The sequence below is a fragment of the Polyangium sorediatum genome (assembly GCF_029946465.1).
GTDB classification, from domain to species: domain Bacteria; phylum Myxococcota_A; class Polyangia; order Polyangiales; family Polyangiaceae; genus Polyangium; species Polyangium fumosum.
Genome location: NZ_JARZHI010000021.1, coordinates 81637 through 98441, shown reverse-complemented (window position 1 = coordinate 98441; position 16805 = coordinate 81637). Strand labels below are relative to the sequence as shown.

General features: G+C 69.0%; 14 protein-coding genes. 11 read left to right on the top strand and 3 right to left on the bottom strand.

The genetic code is table 11. The features are described 5' to 3' along the window. The first annotated feature begins 1 nt into the window (after position 1). The 5 genes from QHF89_RS23640 to QHF89_RS23620 all read left to right on the top strand — a co-directional run bounded on the left by QHF89_RS23640 (position 2) and on the right by QHF89_RS23620 (position 5913). Positions 2 to 199 carry a hypothetical protein gene (locus QHF89_RS23640; RefSeq protein WP_136969786.1) on the top strand — a complete coding sequence of 66 codons (198 nt, stop codon included), beginning with the start codon at positions 2 to 4 and terminating at the stop codon, positions 197 to 199. 73 nt (positions 200 to 272) lie between these two features. Beyond that, positions 273 to 2234, top strand: a complete 1962-nt coding sequence (locus tag QHF89_RS23635) for a LodA/GoxA family CTQ-dependent oxidase (protein ID WP_136969785.1) — start codon at positions 273 to 275, stop codon at positions 2232 to 2234. A gap of 453 nt (positions 2235 to 2687) precedes the next feature. Beyond that, positions 2688 to 4217 carry a GAF domain-containing sensor histidine kinase gene (locus QHF89_RS23630; RefSeq protein WP_284720859.1) on the top strand — a complete coding sequence of 510 codons (1530 nt, stop codon included), beginning with the start codon at positions 2688 to 2690 and terminating at the stop codon, positions 4215 to 4217. Then, entirely contained in the window at positions 4217 to 5128 is a 912-nt protein-coding gene (locus tag QHF89_RS23625) for a pirin family protein (RefSeq protein ID WP_136969783.1), read from the top strand. The genes QHF89_RS23630 and QHF89_RS23625 overlap by 1 nt, the downstream gene beginning before the upstream one ends. Beyond that, positions 5125 to 5913, top strand: coding sequence for a hypothetical protein (locus QHF89_RS23620; protein WP_136969782.1), 789 nt, complete (start codon positions 5125 to 5127; stop codon positions 5911 to 5913). The genes QHF89_RS23625 and QHF89_RS23620 overlap by 4 nt, the downstream gene beginning before the upstream one ends. A 604-nt stretch (positions 5914 to 6517) precedes the next feature. Here the strand turns inward: QHF89_RS23620 and QHF89_RS23615 are convergent. Both QHF89_RS23615 and QHF89_RS23610 read right to left on the bottom strand, forming a co-directional pair. After that, the gene (locus tag QHF89_RS23615) at positions 6518 to 6841 is read right to left on the bottom strand and encodes a four helix bundle protein (RefSeq protein WP_136969781.1); all 324 of its coding nucleotides are present in this window, start codon (positions 6839 to 6841) and stop codon (positions 6518 to 6520) included. 391 nt (positions 6842 to 7232) lie between these two features. Next, a complete protein-coding gene (locus QHF89_RS23610) occupies positions 7233 to 9944 on the bottom strand; it encodes a DUF2961 domain-containing protein (RefSeq protein ID WP_136969780.1) in 2712 nt (903 codons plus the stop codon). A gap of 29 nt (positions 9945 to 9973) precedes the next feature. Here QHF89_RS23610 and QHF89_RS23605 point away from each other — a divergent pair, with 29 nt between their 5' ends. Beyond that, positions 9974 to 11305: a DUF418 domain-containing protein gene (locus QHF89_RS23605; protein ID WP_136969779.1), complete on the top strand. Its 1332-nt coding sequence runs from the start codon at positions 9974 to 9976 to the stop codon at positions 11303 to 11305. Here QHF89_RS23605 and QHF89_RS23600 read toward each other — a convergent pair. Then, on the bottom strand, positions 11276 to 11665 hold the full coding sequence (locus QHF89_RS23600; RefSeq protein ID WP_284720858.1) for a DoxX family protein: 390 nt from the start codon (positions 11663 to 11665) through the stop codon (positions 11276 to 11278). The genes QHF89_RS23605 and QHF89_RS23600 overlap by 30 nt on opposite strands. 317 nt (positions 11666 to 11982) lie before the next feature. On the opposite strand from QHF89_RS23600, the gene QHF89_RS23595 reads away from it, so the two are divergent. The 5 genes from QHF89_RS23595 (at position 11983) to QHF89_RS23575 (ending at position 16786) form a co-directional block, all read left to right on the top strand. After that, entirely contained in the window at positions 11983 to 13704 is a 1722-nt protein-coding gene (locus QHF89_RS23595) for a thiamine pyrophosphate-dependent enzyme (RefSeq protein ID WP_136969777.1), read from the top strand. 14 nt (positions 13705 to 13718) lie between these two features. Then, positions 13719 to 14804: a 3-oxoacyl-ACP synthase III family protein gene (locus tag QHF89_RS23590; protein WP_284720857.1), complete on the top strand. Its 1086-nt coding sequence runs from the start codon at positions 13719 to 13721 to the stop codon at positions 14802 to 14804. A gap of 77 nt (positions 14805 to 14881) precedes the next feature. Beyond that, positions 14882 to 15355 (top strand): hypothetical protein, encoded by a 474-nt coding sequence (locus QHF89_RS23585; RefSeq protein ID WP_136969775.1) that lies wholly within the window; start codon positions 14882 to 14884, stop codon positions 15353 to 15355. Between the two features lie 195 nt (positions 15356 to 15550). Then, complete coding sequence (locus tag QHF89_RS23580) at positions 15551 to 16201, top strand: hypothetical protein (protein WP_136969774.1); 651 nt, start codon at positions 15551 to 15553, stop codon at positions 16199 to 16201. 21 nt (positions 16202 to 16222) lie between these two features. Next, entirely contained in the window at positions 16223 to 16786 is a 564-nt protein-coding gene (locus QHF89_RS23575; protein WP_136969773.1) for a hypothetical protein, read from the top strand. The last annotated feature ends 19 nt before the right edge of the window (positions 16787 to 16805 follow it).

The window sequence follows — 16805 nt, the reverse complement described above, 5'->3', positions numbered from 1 at the left end:
CGTGGTGCACAGCGACCACGCCTCGGTGTTCGACAAGGTCGTGCCGCTGCCGGGGCTGCGGGATCACGACGGGGTCGTGGTCGAAGACGAGACGCCCGGCGCAAACCGTCAATGGTTCGTCGACGCCGCGTTCGAGGACACGTGGCTCGGCGGGGACCTCACACACAACGTCAAAGGAAACGTGAAGGGCAGGCGGTAACGCCTCGGCAGGGTGGGTCCTCCCGGCGCTCCGGGATTGACGCGAACCTGGACAATCCGGTAGCGTCCAACGAATGGTCGCCCCAGTCCTCGAATCTCCCTCGCTCCTCGACCAGCCCCCAAACACTGCGCCAACGGAAGGCGCCCTCGCTCCCCTCGTCCCCCTCGACGAGGCCGCGCTCGCCGCGGGTCCGACGAGCCGCCGCAACTTCCTCGCCGGCGGCATCGCCGCGGCCGCCACGCTCCTCGGGCGGGACGCCCTCGCCCTCGTCGGCGGCGACGACGTGCCGGTCTTCCGGATTCATCCGGCCATCGGGATCGCCCGGGTCGGCAACGCCCCGCCGGACACCTTCTTCATCGGCCCCGAGATCCCGGGCCAGCCGCCGCTCGGCGACGCGCCCGGCACCGCCGTGCCGAACTACAAAGTCGACGGCAAGATCAAACCCCAAGCCGTTCGCTTTCGCATTTTCGAGTATCGCTGGATCAACGGCACGTTGACGCTGATCCGCGAGGTCAACCTCAGCACGCCCGGCATCCTCGATATCACCTGGACGGCGCACCTCGCCAACAAGAAGGCGTCGTTCCACAAGTTCTACGGGATGGCCGGCGAGAAAGGGCCGCCCGGGCCGCTGCGGAATGCGTCGGTCGAGGATCGACGCTCGCTCGAGATCGACTTTGGCCCGCGCTCGATCAACGGCGCCTCCGCGGGCCCCGTCCGGTTCCGCGCGGGGACGAGCGGCGATCCCAGCCAGGAGTCGTGCCCGCTCGACGTGAACGGCGAGCCCGTCATCAAATACCTCGGCCAGCTCCGCACCGACGACGAGGGGCGGCTCATCGTCCTCGGCGGCCGGGGCCGCGCCCGCTACAACACCGCCGAGCAGCCGCCGATGCCCTCGTACGCGAACAACGACGGCTGGTTCGACGATATCTCCGACGGCCCGGTGACGGCCGTGGTCACGGTCGAGGACAGCAACGGCAGCATCCGGGAGATCCCCGTCGACGCGGGCGGCGGCGCGTGGGTGCTCGTCGCCCCGCCCGATTTCGCGCCGCACATCACGAGCGCGGTCACGCTCTACGACCTGCTCTACGACATGGCCGTGCGCGAGCTGCCCATCCCGCTCGACAACGCTCTCTACGATCCGGGCGGGCCACTCGCCCGGCTGCGGCAGCTCGCGTCCGATTTCCAGCCCGACGGGCCCGTGGAGTTCCCCAACTTCTTGCCCGATTTCACCACCGAGGTCCGTTCGCTGTTCGCGCGCGGCGGCGGTTATCGCTGGGTGATCGAGTCGGCGGGCGACACGTCGCACGCGCCCCTCTTCGGCGCGAACGTGGGGGATCCCGATCCGCAATACGCCGCGATGCGGAAAGGCTTCTTCGGGGCCATGCGCGAGCCGAAGGATGCGCCGAACGCCAAAGGCAAAGGGACGATGCCGATCTTGCTCGGCGACGACCCCTACAACAGCGACGCGCCCAAATACGAGAAATGGCTGACGGTCACGCGGACGCAGTTCGGGCTCCTGCGCAACTGGGCGAACGGGCAATTCGTCCCGGGCCCCGTCGCGGTCGCGCCGGAGGGGATCACGGCGCACGGGCTCGATCGTGCCCAGCTCGAGTCCGCCTCGGGCGGCGCGTTTTTCCCAGGCATCGAGGTGGGCTGGCAAATCCGCAATGCCTCGCTCTTCATCGAGCCCTTCCGGCTCGACCACCAGGCGATGAGCGCCTATTGGGGCGAGGAGGCGGCCATCGGCCCGGGGCATTTCTCGCGGCAGATGGCGCTCCCGTGGCACGCCGATTTCACCGACTGCGCCGCCGAGGGTGCGAAGGGATGGTGGCCGTCCGTGCGACCGGACCACGTCCTCACGGCGCCCGGAGCCACGGAGCGCGAGGACTGGGCCCGGCCCACCAAGAAGTTCAAGTCCGGCAAGAAGAAGGTCCAGCACGAGGACATGGTCGACAACTGGTTCAAGTTCGGCTTCGTCGTACGGCAGCCGGACAAGACGCAGATCGAGACCGAGCGCGCGGCGCAGATCCCCTAAGCTCGTGAAGCCGCCTCGCTGGGGCTTTGCCCCAGGCCCCAGCAGGGGCTATCCGCCCCTGCACCCGGACCAGCCAGGGGCTGGACCCAAGCTCGATGAACTGCGCGATGCGCAGTTCATCGAACAGGCCCGGTCAAGACTGGCAACGACCCTGCCCACCAAAACAGCCGCGCTGCTGGTTCGGCTGGCCCCCCGGCTTCTTCGTCGGCCCGTTTGAAAAACTGCGCGCAGCGCAGTTTTTCAACCCTGGGTCCAGCGCCTCGCTGGTCCGGGGTCGAGGGGGCGGACAGCCCCCCGCGGGGTCCGGGGCAGCGCCCCGTCCGCGTGTTCGCACGCACGGCGGGGGCCATGTGCGTTCGCCAGGAATCGCATTACGTTCGTGACTCGGGCGCCGCGTCCGGAGGAAATGGAACCGAGCGATCGGCAAACTTGGAGACGGGGGAAGGCACGTCCATGGGGAGGACTTTGTGCCCGCCGAACCGGCGGGTGCGACCGCTGCACCACCTCGCGAGGGGCCTCGCCGGGGTGGTCCTGGACGCCTACTTTTCCGATAGCAGGAAGCGGAGCGCCGAGCGGAGCCTGCGCGAAGAGATCCGGATCAACGAGACGCTCCAGCGCATCGGCGCCGCGCTCGCGGCCGAGCTCGACCTCGACAAGCTCGTGGAGAAGCTGACGGACGAGGCGACCGTGCTGACGGACGCGCAGTTCGGCGCCTTCTTTTACACCGGGCAGACTGGAGAGCCCCTGACGCTCTATTCGCTCGCCGGCATCCCGCGCGAACGATTCGAGCGCCTCCCGCTCCCTCGTTTCCCCGTGCTCTCCACGCCCATGAGCGAGCGCGTGGTGCGCGTCGACGATCTTCACGTGGATGCCCGTTATGGGAACACCCTGCTGCATCACGGGGCGCCGAGGGCACCGCTGCCGGTCCGCAGTTGCCTCATGGTCCCGGTCGTGTCGCGCTGCGGGAAGGTGCTCGGCGCGCTGCTCTTCGGGCACGCCGAGCCGCGCGTGTTCACGGAGCGGGACGAGCGGGTCGTCGTTGGCATCGCTGGGCAGGCTGCGGTCGCGATCGACAACGCGCGGCTTTACAAGGCTTCCGAGGGCGCGCGACGGCAAGCCGAAGAGGCGCACGGGCAGGCCGAGGAGGCGCGCGCGCAGGCCGAGGCGGCGCGCAGGCAAGCCGAGGAGGCGAGCCGGCTGCGGGACGAGTTCTTGAGCCTGGTCTCGCACGAGCTGCGCACCCCGATCACCGCGATCATGGGCTGGACGCAGGTCCTCGCGACGCGCGAGTGCGACGCGGAGACACGAAAGCGCGCGCTCGGCGCCATCGACAGGAACGTCCGGGTGCAGATGCGGATCATCGACGATCTGCTCGACGTCTCGCGCATCATCACGGGCAAGCTCGGGCTCGCGCAGCGGCGCATGGATCTCGGGGACGTCGTGGGGGCGGTGCTCGACGTGGTTCGCCCCGCCGCGCAGGCGAAGGGCATCGAGCTCCACGTCACGCCCGAGCGCTCGTCCATTCCGGTCTTCGGGGATCCCGATCGGCTGCGGCAGATCCTCTGGAACCTGCTCGCCAACGCCATCAAATTCACGCCGCGCGGCGGGCGCGTCGAGGTGGAGATCACGCGGGACGAGGGCTTCGTCCACCTGATCGTGCGGGACACCGGAAAGGGCATCAGCGCCGGGTTTCTCCCGTACGTGTTTGATCGTTTCCGGCAGGCCGACAGCTCGGCGTCGAGGCCGCAGGGCGGGCTTGGGCTCGGGCTCGCCATCGTGCGCCACCTCGTGGAGATGCACGGGGGTACCGTGAAGGCCGAGAGCGCGGGCAGTGATCACGGGGCGACGTTCACGGTCACCTTGCCGCTGCCGCAGGAGGCGCGGGACGGAGGCCACGACGGCGAGGCGAAGACAGGCGACTATCGCAGCGAAGGTTCGTCGAGGTATGCTGCCGCCGTGGAACACGTACCGAGGAGAACCTGATGAGCCGCCATCTCGACGCGGATCCGGAGTGCAAAGGTGGAGACGGCGGGATCGATCTCGTGATCGAGGGGCGCCCGCGGGACCTCGGGGGCTTCGTCGTGCGACGGGTCCTGCCGTCGATGATGCGGCGTCTCGTGGGACCGTTCATCTTCTTCGATCACATGGGCCCCGTGGCATTTCCGCCAGGCGAAGGGCTCAGCGTGAGGCCACATCCGCACATCGCGCTGGCGACGATCACGTACCTGCTCGAAGGGGCGTTCGTGCACCGCGACAGCCTCGGCTCCGAGCAGACGATCCGGCCTGGCGACGTGAACTGGATGGTGGCGGGACGCGGCGTGGTGCACTCGGAGCGTACGGCGCCCGAGGTGAAGACGAGCGGCGGGCGGATGCACGGGATCCAGACGTGGGTCGCGCTGCCGCAGAAGGACGAGGAGATCGAGCCGCGCTTCGAGCATCACCCGCGGAGCACGATCCCGATCGTGAACCGCCCCGGCGCAGAGCTTCACGTCATCGCGGGGACCGCGTACGGCGCGAAGGCGCCGACGGGCGTCCTCTCGCCGACGCTCTACGCCCACGCGCGGCTCGATGCTGGCGCGAGCTTGCCCGTGGATGAAGAGCACGAGGAGCGCGCCGTGTACGTGGTCGACGGCAGCGTCGCGTGCAGCGGCAAGACGTTCACGGAGGGCACGATGTTCGTGCTGCGCCCGGGCGCGTCCGTGAGCCTCCAGGCGCTCGAGGCGTCGAACGTCATGCTCGTCGGCGGCGCGCGCATCGACGGCGAGCGGCACATCTTCTGGAACTTCGTTTCGAGCTCGAAGGAGCGCCTCGACCGCGCGAAGGCCGACTGGCGCGAGCAACGTTTCCCGAAGATCCCGGGCGACGACGTCGAGTTCATCCCGCTGCCCGAATGACGCTGCGACGCTCCCGCGCGGGCCTCGTGTACGATCTCGGCTGGGCCGGCGCGCGCTTCGGGGTCGCCTTCTTGCCGGTGATCCTCTTTCCCTCGTGGATCACGTGGATCGTCGCCGTGCTGCTCGCGCTCGGCGTCGTCTTCTTGATCGTCGCGGCGTTCATGTATTCGTACGCCGCGGCGTGCCCGGCGTGCGGCGGGCTCGTCCTGGGGTTGTCGCAGCGCGATTGCGTGGGGTACCAATGCGGCCATTGCAAGCGGTTCGTCGAGGTCGAGCGAGGTGATCTCGTGCTCACGCCGCCGGATCGCGTGGACGACACGCCTTCGTTCGGGGTCGTCCTGCGAGGCTCGCCGGGCGAATTGCCGGCGATCTGCTGCACCTGCGGCGCGCCCGCCGCGCGGACGCGGACGTACGCGGATGCGCGGATGGGTGTCTCGCTCGCCATCCCCCATTGCGAGCGCCACGAGCCTTCGGTGCGGCTGCGGAAGGTGGCGGGGCACGTACGGCTCGACGTCGCCTCGCTCCGCTTCGCGCGGGCCCTCGGCGAGCGGGACGGGCTCGACCTCGTCGGCAGCGGTCCGTACAGCGAGGCGCCGGCCCGTGTCCCCTGGATCTCCGGCCTCGGGGGGCTCGGGTTCATGGGGCTCGGGTTCTTGATTATGCGGCTGGAGCTGTCTTCCAAGGGGCTGCTCGCGGGGGTCGCCGCGGGGGTTGGCGCGTTCGTGCTGATGCATTTCGTCGTGGGCGCCGGGTTTCTGGTCCGGCGGCGGGTCGTCAGGGATTGAGGCCGGCGCTCTGACGCGCCTTTCGCCCTTTCCGAGGGGAAGGGGTGCCTGACGACGGGAAGTGCCGACAGGTCGAAGGCACGCTCGCCGGGCTTGTTGACAACGGCTGGGAGGTTGTCGACACGCGCGCCGGGCTCGTCGGCAACGGGTGGGGAGGTTGTCGACGTGCGCGCTGGGCTTGTCGGCAACGGGTGGGAGGTTGTCGACATGCGCGCCGGGCTTGTCGGCAATGGGTGGGAGGTTGTCGGCATCCGCGCCGGGCTTGTCGGCAATGGGTGGGAGGTTGCCGGCATCCGCGCCGGGCTTGTCGGCAATGGGTGGGAGGTTGCCGGCATCCGCGCCGGGCTTGTCGGCAACGGGTGGGAGGTTGTCGACGTGCGCGCCGGGCTTGTCGGCAATGGGTGGGAGGTTGTCGACGTGCGCGCCGGGCTCGTCGGCAACGGCTGGGGAGGTTGTCGACATGCGCTGCCGCTGCCGCTGCTGCCGCTGCCGCTGCTGCCGCTGCCGCTGCCGCTGCCGCTGCTGCTGCTGCCGCTGCTGCTGCCGCTGCGGCGGCGGCGGCGGGAGGGCGTGCCGCCCAAGCGGAGGCGGCACGCCTGGGCCATTAACGCCTGGTCAGGCGATGCAGGGTACCGACGAGATGGTCCAGCTTGTTGCGCAGCTCCTCGTCCACTTTATCTACGTATCCGAGTGCTTCCGCTACATCGAGGCACGCGCGGACCTCTGCCGCCGAGCCCATGGCCGTGTGCCACCGAGCCCGCTCGTTCCTTCCTTGTGAATACGCGCCCTCGCTCAAGTTCAACGGGACACTCGTCGCCGCCCGCCGCAACTGATCCCCCAAGTTTGGATCCTTCGACCCGATGCGCTCCATCGTCGGCCGCAACATCCTGAGCATCTCGATCGCCACGTCATAAATCCTGAGAACCATTGTTTCCTCCGAATCCCCGACCGGGGACCCCCGCCCCCGGCCCGCGCGCGGAGGAAGGCGAAAGGCTGCGAGGCGAAGCCTCGCACCGCGCGGAGCCGCGCGGAGCCGCGCGCAGCGAAGCGAGCACGGCGAGCACGGCGAGCACGGCTTGGCCTTTCGCCTTCCGAGCACGCGGGCACAATCGCCCTCCCCGGACGAGGACAGAGCACGAGCGTTCCGGAAGCAGCAGCAGCAGCAGCAGCAGCAGCAGCAGCAGCAGCAGCGGCAGCAGCAGCGGCAGCAGCAGCAGCAGCGGCAGCAGCAGCAGCAGCAGCAGCAGCGGCAGCAGCAGCAGCAGCGGCAGCGGCAGCGGCAGCAGCAGCAGCAGCAGCAGCAGCAGCAGCAGCAGCAGTCAAAGGCCCAAAAGCTCTTGCAAAAAGACGCCCCCCTGCCCTGCACCGGCGTGCGTAAAGAACAGCCGCCCCGCGTCGAAATCGCCTCCCTCCGCGATCCACTCGGCCGCATGCGCCGACAGCCGCGCGACGGGCTCGCTCGGGAACGCGAACGGCGAGCGCGAGCGATACACGAACGTGGCGTCCCAGGCCGTGGGATAACTGGTCACCGTCAGGTAAAACCAACCCTTTCGCTCGAACACGAACGGCGACTCGGTATGGCCGCTGTCGTGCCGGATCGTCTCCGGCCCGAGCGTCAAGGCCAAACGCGGCTCACTCCATGTCGCGAGATCGAGCGACGTGCGGTACGCGACGCCGCTCAGGCGGCGGTCCTTGGACGCGCAGCGCGTATAATACGCGACCCATAGATTCGCGAATCGAACGAGCATCGGATCCCGGGCGATGCAGAGGTCCTCGAACAGCGTCCCCCCGGCGCGCGTGAAGCTCGTCCCGTTCGTGGAGCGCGCGATGCGGAAACCCGCGCGATCGTGGTCGCGCGCGCCCACGTGGTACATCATGACCAGGCTGCCGTCGTGATCCCGGGCGAGGTGGGGGGCCCAGATCCAGGGCTCGTCGTGCTGGGCGCGGAGCGTGAAGCGCGGAGGGGTGATCGAAAAACTCGGCGCGGAGGCGTCGTACCAGCGCGCGGGCCCCGGGCCGTCCGCGAGGGCGTGGATGAACGCGCGCTCGTCGAGGCCCTCGTAAGGCTCCTTGTGGAAGATGCCCGTGAGCAACCATCGCCCATCGGCGAGCTCGATCAACGAGTGATCATTGACGTAATGGGGCCCCTCGGGCAGGGACCCGGTGTCCAGGATCTTCACGTTTCGCCCCTGCGAAAGCGTGGGCAAGCCGGCGCTGGTGAAATATCGCAAAAGGTAGCTGCTCTCGCTGAAGGGCTCCGGGGACTCCGTCGCGTCGACCTCGACGACGGCCCCCTTGCCGGCCGCGCAGGCCCCGGGAGGAAGCTCGATCCAGAGCGCGTCCTCCGCGAGCACGCGGGCCTTGTTTTGCTGGGATTCGAAGAAGGTGCCGACGTCCTTTCCGTCGAGCCGCACGCGCGCCTCCTGCGGCCCTCGCGATTGCGCGTAGGAGCGGACGAGCAAGAGCGCGCGGGCGTCCTCGGAGGGGCAATGCAAGAGGATCCGCGTGACGCCGCGGCGCTCCCGCACCGGGAAGGTTTGGACGGGCGTGTCCCGCTCGGCGTCGACGGCCGAGGTCCGGAGGCGCGTCGCCCGGATCGACGCCCTTTGCTCCCCGATCGCGCGGATCCCGGAGAACACGTACGCGAGCCCGAGCGAACGCACGCGCAGCGGCGTGTAGGCGCCCGTGGGGCCGACCTCGAAGCCAAAACGCATGCCGGAGCGGCTCACGAGGGGGTCGGGCACGTGCAAGCGATAGAGGGAATGCTCGAACTTCGCGCGCTTCCATTCGTCCTCGGGATCCGTGACGAGGAAACGGAGCTGGCCGCTCAACGGGTTCGCGTGGGCCCCGAGGAAGTACCAGCCGCCATTGTAATAGTCCTCGGTGCCGGTCCCGTGCTGCACCGGGAAGCGCATGCCGTCGGTCCGGATCATCTCGTCGCCCTCCAGGTACCGGCGATCGCCGCGCAGGCCTTCGTCGAGGTTCTCCAGCAGCGCCACGAACTGGAGGGGTTCGTCGCTTTCGAACATGGGCAGGGTGGTCTCGCGCCCGGGCGCCGCCTGATCGCGGTATTGCGCAGCGAGCCGCACGCCGGGGCGGGCCTCCGCGAGATCCGCGGCGACCTTGATTTCCTCGATCGGATCCTCGGACGCCGCTTCGAGCGAGAGCGCCTCCCCCGCGGCGAGCGGAATGGGCAGGCGCGTCGCGACCCGCCCCAAAGCGCCCATCTTCCACGCAGCATGAAGCGCGCTGCGGAACGTGACCCACCCTTCGTCGACCGCGTCCCGCTCGCTGGCGAGCCCAAAAAAGAAGGACGCCGGCACGGGGGGCTGCTCCCCGATGCGCACCCGGAGATCCCCGAGGCGCGCGGCCGGCAGCTCGACGAAGAGCCGGGAGACCGTGGTCGGGCCCGTCGCGACAATACGCGTCGTCCCGGGTCCGAGCGTGCTCCCGGGGCTCCACGCCGGCGGCTCTTCCGTCCAGTCCTCGCGCAAGAACCGGGAGAGCGCCGCGGCGTCCGGGCCTGCCGCGGATCCGGGCCCCTCGCGGTAGGTGATCTGATGATAAAGAGCGACGCCGCGATACCGCACCTTGGCCTCGCGGGAATACGCGAACGGCACGTAACTCGTGAATGCCCCGGAGCTCGCGTCGACGCCGAGGACGAGCGGGGATTTCCACGGGCCTCGTCCCTCGAAGAAATCACGCGGGTCTCCGCGGAACGTGGTCTGCCCATCGACCTCGATCCAGAGCTCCTGGCCTTCTTTTTCGAGCTCCTTCCGCGGCGCCGTGATCCAGATCCGGGTGATCCTCCCCTCCCCGCGTGCATGAAAAAGAACCCGAAAATCTCCCTCCACGGCGACGCCCGCGCGGAATCCATCGTCGTTTCCCCCCGCGGGATCGTGCGTGGTCACGCTCTGGGTGATCCACCCCGGATGAAAGGTGAGGAGCTCGGAGAGGACCGGGGAGATAGGCAAAGAACTCCCATGCGGGGCGATTGCGAGCGCTGCGCCGAGGAGGTGCTGGAGGGACATGGGGCAAACCTAATGTGGCCCCCGCTGGAATGGTGCCGGCCTCCTTGCTCGCCGCGAACACGAACGTGTATGCTGCGCCGATGACGGAGACCGGTCAGGGCGATCCCGAACCAGCGAAACCGAATACCACGGAGCTCGCGCCCATCGCCGCCGTGGAGCGCGTCGTGGTCCTCGACGTGGTACGCGCCTTCGCGCTCTACGGCGTGCTGCTCGCGAACACCGTGCCGTGGTTCAGCGCGATCGCGTTCATGCCGCGCGACGTGGCCCTCGCGCAGACGGACACCGTCGACAAGGTGTTCCTCTTCTTGCTCGGCCTTTTCGTCGACGGAAAGGCCATGGCGCTCCTGACCATGCTCTTCGGCCTGGGCTTCTCCGTGCAGCTCGAGCGCGCCGAGGCGCGCGGGCGCAGCGTGGTGCCGCTCCACGTCCGCAGGCTCGCGGCGATGGCGCTGATCGGCGTCTCGCACGTGCTCCTGCTCTGGTGGGGCGATGTCCTGTGGAGCTACGCGATCGCCGGCTTCGGCCTCCTGCTTTTCCGCCGCGTGCGCGGCTGGAAGCTCCTCGCGTGGGGCCTCTTCCTCACGGTCGTCCCGGCGTTCATCTGCTCCATTCCCCCCATCTTCAAGGCGCTCCGGGCCTACACGCCCGCGCCGCCCGATTTCATGGCGTTCCGTGCCGACGTGTACGCGGCGATCCTCGGTCACGATCGCCGCCTGCTCACGGTGCTGCACGTGAAGCAGGCCATCTATCACGTGGGCTTCATCTGGATCTGGTACTTCGTGTGGCTCGTCGGGCGATTTCTCGTGGGCGCCTGGGCCGGCACGACGAGGATCTTTCAAGAGGCCGAGGCGCGCCTCCCGTTCTTCCGCAAGCTCCTCGGCTGGGGCCTCGGGCTCGGCCTTCTCGGCTCCGCGATCCATCCCGTGCGCATGCTCCTCCATCGCCGCGGCGTCGTCATTCCGGAGCTCGTCGGGCTCGCGCTCGGCCCTGTCGCAGAGCTCGGGGTCATGCTGCTCGCGGCCGGATACGCGGCCGCCGTGGTCCTCTTGATGCAGCGGCCCGCGTGGCGTCGCGCCCTCTCGCTCTTCGCGCCCGTCGGCCGGATGCCGCTCTCGACCTACCTCGGTCAGAGCCTCCTGAGCACGTTCGTCTTTTATGGCTGGGGGCTCGGGCTCGCGGGCCGCATCCACGTGTGGTGGACGCTCCCGATCACGCTCGGCATTTTCACGCTGCAGGTGCTCTTCGCGCACGCATGGCTCGCGCGCTTCCGCTTCGGGCCGATGGAGTGGGTGTGGCGCGCGATGACCTACGGTCGATTGCAGCCCAATCGATTACCGGCGCGGCAAGAAGAGCTCGCGTAGGCGCGCGTCCCGCAGAAAGAGCCCGCCCCAGAGGAATGCGGCGACGTAGACCGGGAACAGGACGTGGCTGAAGAGCGGATTGCCGACCCGCACGTGCGTCGCGATCGCGCCGCCGAGATACCCCGTCAACAAGATCGCCCCGAGAAACGAGGTCCGCGGAATCACGTAGGTCACGACGCACGCGAGGAGCAGGCTCCCGAGGCTGCGGGCGAGGCCCGGGGGAAAACCGAGCTGTTCGTGGGCCGTGAGCACCTCCGGCGGTGCCATCAGCTTGAGGGAAACGTCGAAGAGCAGGAACGCCACCGCGAGGCCGCTGAGGATACGTCCGGTCCAGGCCATCTTCGTCGACGTGGGTTCCATCGGGCGCTCGGACACAAGGGCAGTCGTCACCATCTCGTTCTCCTCCGGCTTCCAGTCCGTTTCGGGTTCGGCGGCCCGGTCCCCCGCGCCGTCGACACACCCCATGGACCACCCGCCCCCGAAAAACTCATCGGTCCCCGCGAAAGATTTTTACGCGCGCCGATTCGGCAAACTCCACCGTTCGTGAGGAGCGTGGTTTGGATGTCGTGCAGGCGGGCATCCCCGCTCACCTCGCCACGCGGAGCGTCTGCCGGACCCTCGAGCAAGTTTGAGCCGTACGTGGCCGAGGCGTATGATTGCCCGTCCGGGTCTCCCTCATGCACCACGCATCTCCACCGATCCCTCCCTTCGGGCCCGGGGCGCCCCGCGCGTCCGTATCCGAGGTCCTGGCCGCGTTCCTCGCGAGCCTCGGCGTGGAGGTCGCGTACGGTCTCGGCGGCGGCTCCATCGTCCCGTTCTGCCACGCGCTCGCGCGGAGCCGGGTGCGCGTCCTGCACTGCCGCCACGAGTCCGGCGCGGCGTTCGCGGCGCTCGAGGAGAGCCTCGCCAAGGACCAGCCGACCGTGGTCTTCGCGACGGCCGGCCCTGGGATCACGAATGCGATCACGGGGCTCGCCGCCGCTCGCATCGAGGGCGCGAAGGTCGTGCTCGTCTCCGGCGGCACCTCGCCCTCGCAGCGCGACCGCGGCGCCGCCCAGGAGACGACCGCGCGGACGCTCCCCGCGGGCCTGCTCTGCGACGGCCCTCTCTTCCACTACGCGACGACCCTGGAGCATCCCGCCCAGTTGCCGGTCATCCTGCGACGATTGGCCGTCGGCGCGCAGGCCGTGGAGGGGTTCGTCGCGCACATCCATTTGCCGCTGAGCATGCAGTCGGCGATGTTCGAGGGCCCGGCCCTCGCCGAGACGAATGCGCTGCCCGGCCCGGCCCCGTCCGCCGAGGCCCTCGACGCCGTGGCGAAGATCCTCACGGAAGAGCCCTGCGCGTTATGGGTGGGTTATGGCGCGCGAAAATCCGTTCCGCTCGTCCGCGCCCTCGCCGAGCGGCGGTCGATGCTCGTGATGTGTTCCCCCCGCGCGAAGGGCATTTTCCCCGAGGATCATCCGCTCTCCATCGGGACCACGGGCGTCGGGAGCCATGCGCGCGTGGCGTCGTGCCTGAAGGCCGCGGGCATCCGCCGCACCCTCGTGCTCGGCACACGGCTATGGGAATGCACGTCGTTCTGGCGGCAGGATCTCGTGCCGCCGCGCGGCTTCCTTCACGTGGACGTCAATCCTGCGGTGTTCGGCGCGGCCTATCCCTCGGCGGAGACGCTCGGCGTGCAGGCCGAGATCGGAGCCTTTTTATCGGCATTGCTCCCGCGGCTGCCGGCGCGTGAAGGCGCGCCGCCCGCGCTGCCCCCCATGGCGAGGCCCGCGCCGCTGGATCCGCTCGCGGAAGGGGCGGTCCGGCCGCGTTTTCTTTTCGAGGCGGTGCAGCGCGTCGTGGTCGAATCCTCCGACGCGCCCGTGCTCACGGAGGCGGGCAGCGCATTCGTGTGGGGCAACCACGTGCTCCGGTTCCAGGAGCCGGGGCGCTATCGCTCGGGGCTCCATTTCGGATCGATGGGCCACGCGACGACGGGCGTGCTCGGGGCCGCGCGCGCGCGGGGCAAGGCGGCGGTCGCGCTCGTGGGCGACGGCTCGATGCTCATGCTGGAGGAGGTGAGCACGGCCGTGCGGTACGGCATCCCGGCGATATGGGTGGTCTTGAACGATCGCCAATACGGCATCGTCGAGCACGGCATGCGCGCGTCGGGGTATGATCCGGTGGAGACGACGCTGCCCGATACGGATTTTTCACTGGTAGCAAGGGGGCTCGGGGCGCTCGGGGCGAGGGTCGAGCGGGAGGAGGAGCTCGAAGCGGCGCTCGGGGCAGCGCTCGCTGCGGGAAAACCCTTCGTGGTGGACGTCCGGGTGGACCCGGAGGAACGACCGCCCATCACGAGCCGTGTCCGAAGCCTGGAGGCGCAAACCGCCAAGGAGAGCTTTTCCCCATGACTACCTCCGCAGGGATGCGATCCCTCGCCATCACGTTCCCCGGTGGCCTGAAGACGAACGATTATTGGCGCCGCCATTATCCGCAGATGCTCGGCGCGGCCGTGGAAAAACGGAACGTGTGGGCGGCGCCCGAGGAGCCACGCGAGAATCCGGATGCGTTCGACGCCGAAATGGCGAAATACCTCGACGACCCGTTCCGCGGCGCCCGGGAGCGGCGCGTGCTCCTGCCGCACGAGAATGCGATGTCGCTCGAGACACGCGCCGCGACGATGGCCCTCGGGGCCGCCGGAATCGAGCGCGCGGAGGTGGATCTCGTGATCGCGTGCTCGCTCTTTCACGACGTGATGGGGATCGGCCACGCCACGTTCCTCGCCGGCGAGCTCGGCCTCCGCTCGGCCGCGTGGAACCTGGAGACCGCGTGCTCGGGCGCGTTCGCCCTCTTCGAGACCGCGTGCGCGCTCGTGCGCGCGGGGCAATACCGGAACGTGCTCGGCGTCGTCTCGTGCACGTATTCGCGATCGGTCGAGGAGCACGATACGATGTCGTGGTTCTCGGGCGACGGCGCCGGGGCGTTCGTGGTCTCGGAGGTGCCTGCGGGCGAAGGGCTCGTCGCCTCGGCGATGCTGCACAGCGCCGAGACGTGCAAGGCCTTCCTGCTCGACGTCGTCGACGATCCGAAGCGCGGCAAGCAGGTGGTCCGGCTCCGCTCGGATCGGAGCGCGAGCAAGGTCCTGCGCCAGGTCTCCGAGCCGTATCTCCGAAAGACGGCCGACATGGCCCTCGAAAAGGCGGGGCTCCGGATGGCGGACATCGACTGGCTCGTCGTGAACACCCCGACCGCGTGGTATGCCTCGTTTTGCGCGCGCGTCCTCGAATTCGATCGGGCGCGCACCATCGACACGTTTCCGCGTTATGCGAACTGCGGCCCTGCGCTGATGCCCGTCAACCTGTATACGGCCGCGGCGGAGCTGCCGATTCGGCGCGGGGATCTGGTCCTCCTGCACACCGTCGGCAGCGCGTCGAGCTCGGGCTCGGCCATCGTTCGCTGGGGCGACGTTGCGCTCGGCCCCTCGCCCGGTCTGCCCCTCGAGGTTTTGTAAGGACCATCGACGAACCCCGGCGACGCGTCGTACGCGATCCTTTTCCAGGGCCGCGTCTCCTGCTAGCCTTCCGGGCCGTGGAGATCGTCTACGACCAACCTGCCGTCGCCATGGGGTGGCGTCCTCCCGTCCTCGTCGTGTTGTGGAAGCAGGCGCCGACGTTGCCGGCGGCCATCCAGGTGAACGAGCGCGGGTCGAAAATCATGCAGGCGCACCCGGGCGGGAGCATCTTCATCGTGGTCACCAGCGCCGATCATGGCGCGCCCGAGCGCGCCGCAGCGAACGCGCTCGGCCAGGCGACACGCGCGCTCGAGAAGCACATTCTGGCGCACGCGTTCATCATCGAGGGTCAGGGGCTCAAGGCGGGCGCGATCCGCGCGACCGTGAAGACGCTGCAGTCGCTCACGCGCGTGATTTTCCCGTGGACCATCGCGTCGACCACGGAAGAGGGCATCCTGTGGGTGGCCCGCAAGGCGAAGTTCCTCAGCGAGGAAGAGGCGCAGGTCGTCCTCGCGGACGTCCAGGCCATGAAAGCGGCGGCGAAGGGCTGAACGCGGCGGGCGTCGAAAAATCGACGCTTTGCGGAGGGCGTCTACGCGGAGCGGCATTGCCGCCGATTCCCGTCCGACGTTGCAAAGGCGCTCGGCCCGAGCAAAGCAATGCGGAGGAACGCGCTCGGAAGCGAGGCGGATCCCCGGCGCACGCCGTGTCGCCCCGGTGGCATTCCGGTTGCACGTGCCCGGGGGATGATGGCTACGTACCCTTACGCGGGCTGCTCCAGGGCGGTCCTGGCGCTCGGCATTTCGACCCTCGTCGCGACCTCCGTATCCGCCGCGGAAGAGCCGCCCCGCGCCGCCGTGGGCGCGCAAGCGACGGGGTTCGTCGTCGGCGCGAGCCTATGGGTCGCCCCCCTCGACGAAGACGTCCTCCGCGAAGAGCTGACGATCGGGTTCAAGGTCGAGGGACTGTTGCTCGGCGTCAACATGTATTACGCCAGCCACACACGCGACTATAAACCGGAGGTTGGCTCCAGGAAGGAGGACGAAGAGACATTCGTGGTCTCCCCTGGGGCCCAGTTCGTCCTGGGTCGCACCAAGAACGCGCGGTTCGAGCTCCTCGGCCTCCTCGGTGCCGGCGTGGGGACGTGGAGGCAATCGAACAGGGTGGTTCCCTCCTTTCAGCGGGGAGATGAAGCCCCTCCGGAACCCACGGTGAGCGCAGGCAACGGCCCTCGCGTGCGCTGGTATGTGGGAACCGGCGGACGCGCCTGGTTCTACCCCACGTTCGGATTGAACCTCGGCGCAGGGCTCCTCGGCGATTACCGCCTGCAGAAGGGCACCTTTCGCGAGCCGCCCGTCACCCTGTTTCTGCAAGCAGGCGCCATCGGCGTTTTCTGAAAGGCAGGAGCACGCACCCCCATGAAAACGAAATGTCTCCTGCCTGGGGCCGCCGGCCTCGTGCTCCTCGTGGCCACGAGCGCGGCGAGCGCTGAACCGAAAGACGAGGCGCGCAACGGTCCGCCAGAGTGGGGCTTTGCGATCCAACCGTCATTCTCGACCGCCCCGCGTGGCCACGTCGATGGAAGCCTCCTCCTCGGCGCCGCCCTCCCTCGTCTCGTGCTCGGCCTCGGGGTCGACCTCTCGCGGGCCTTCGACGAGCCGCACGACGACCCGCTCTTCATTCCGTATGCCGAGCTTCAGGGGACCCTCCTTCGCTCCGAGGATCGGCGTACGGAGCTCTTCGTCTTCGGCTCGGTAGGGCGCGTGCCCATCGGCGTCACCAGCGCCTTCACGAGGGAACGTATCTTCCGCTGGCGGGTCGCGCCGGGGCTGCGGGTATGGCCCCTCCGCAGCCTGGCCGTCACCGCCGCCGTCGGCCTCACGGCAGACGAATACGAACGATTCGGCCACGATGACTGGGACCAAGGCCAGCACGTCACGATGTTCGGGAGGCTCGGGCTCCTCGTGGTGCTCGGGAAGTGATCCGTCGCTCGAAACGCAG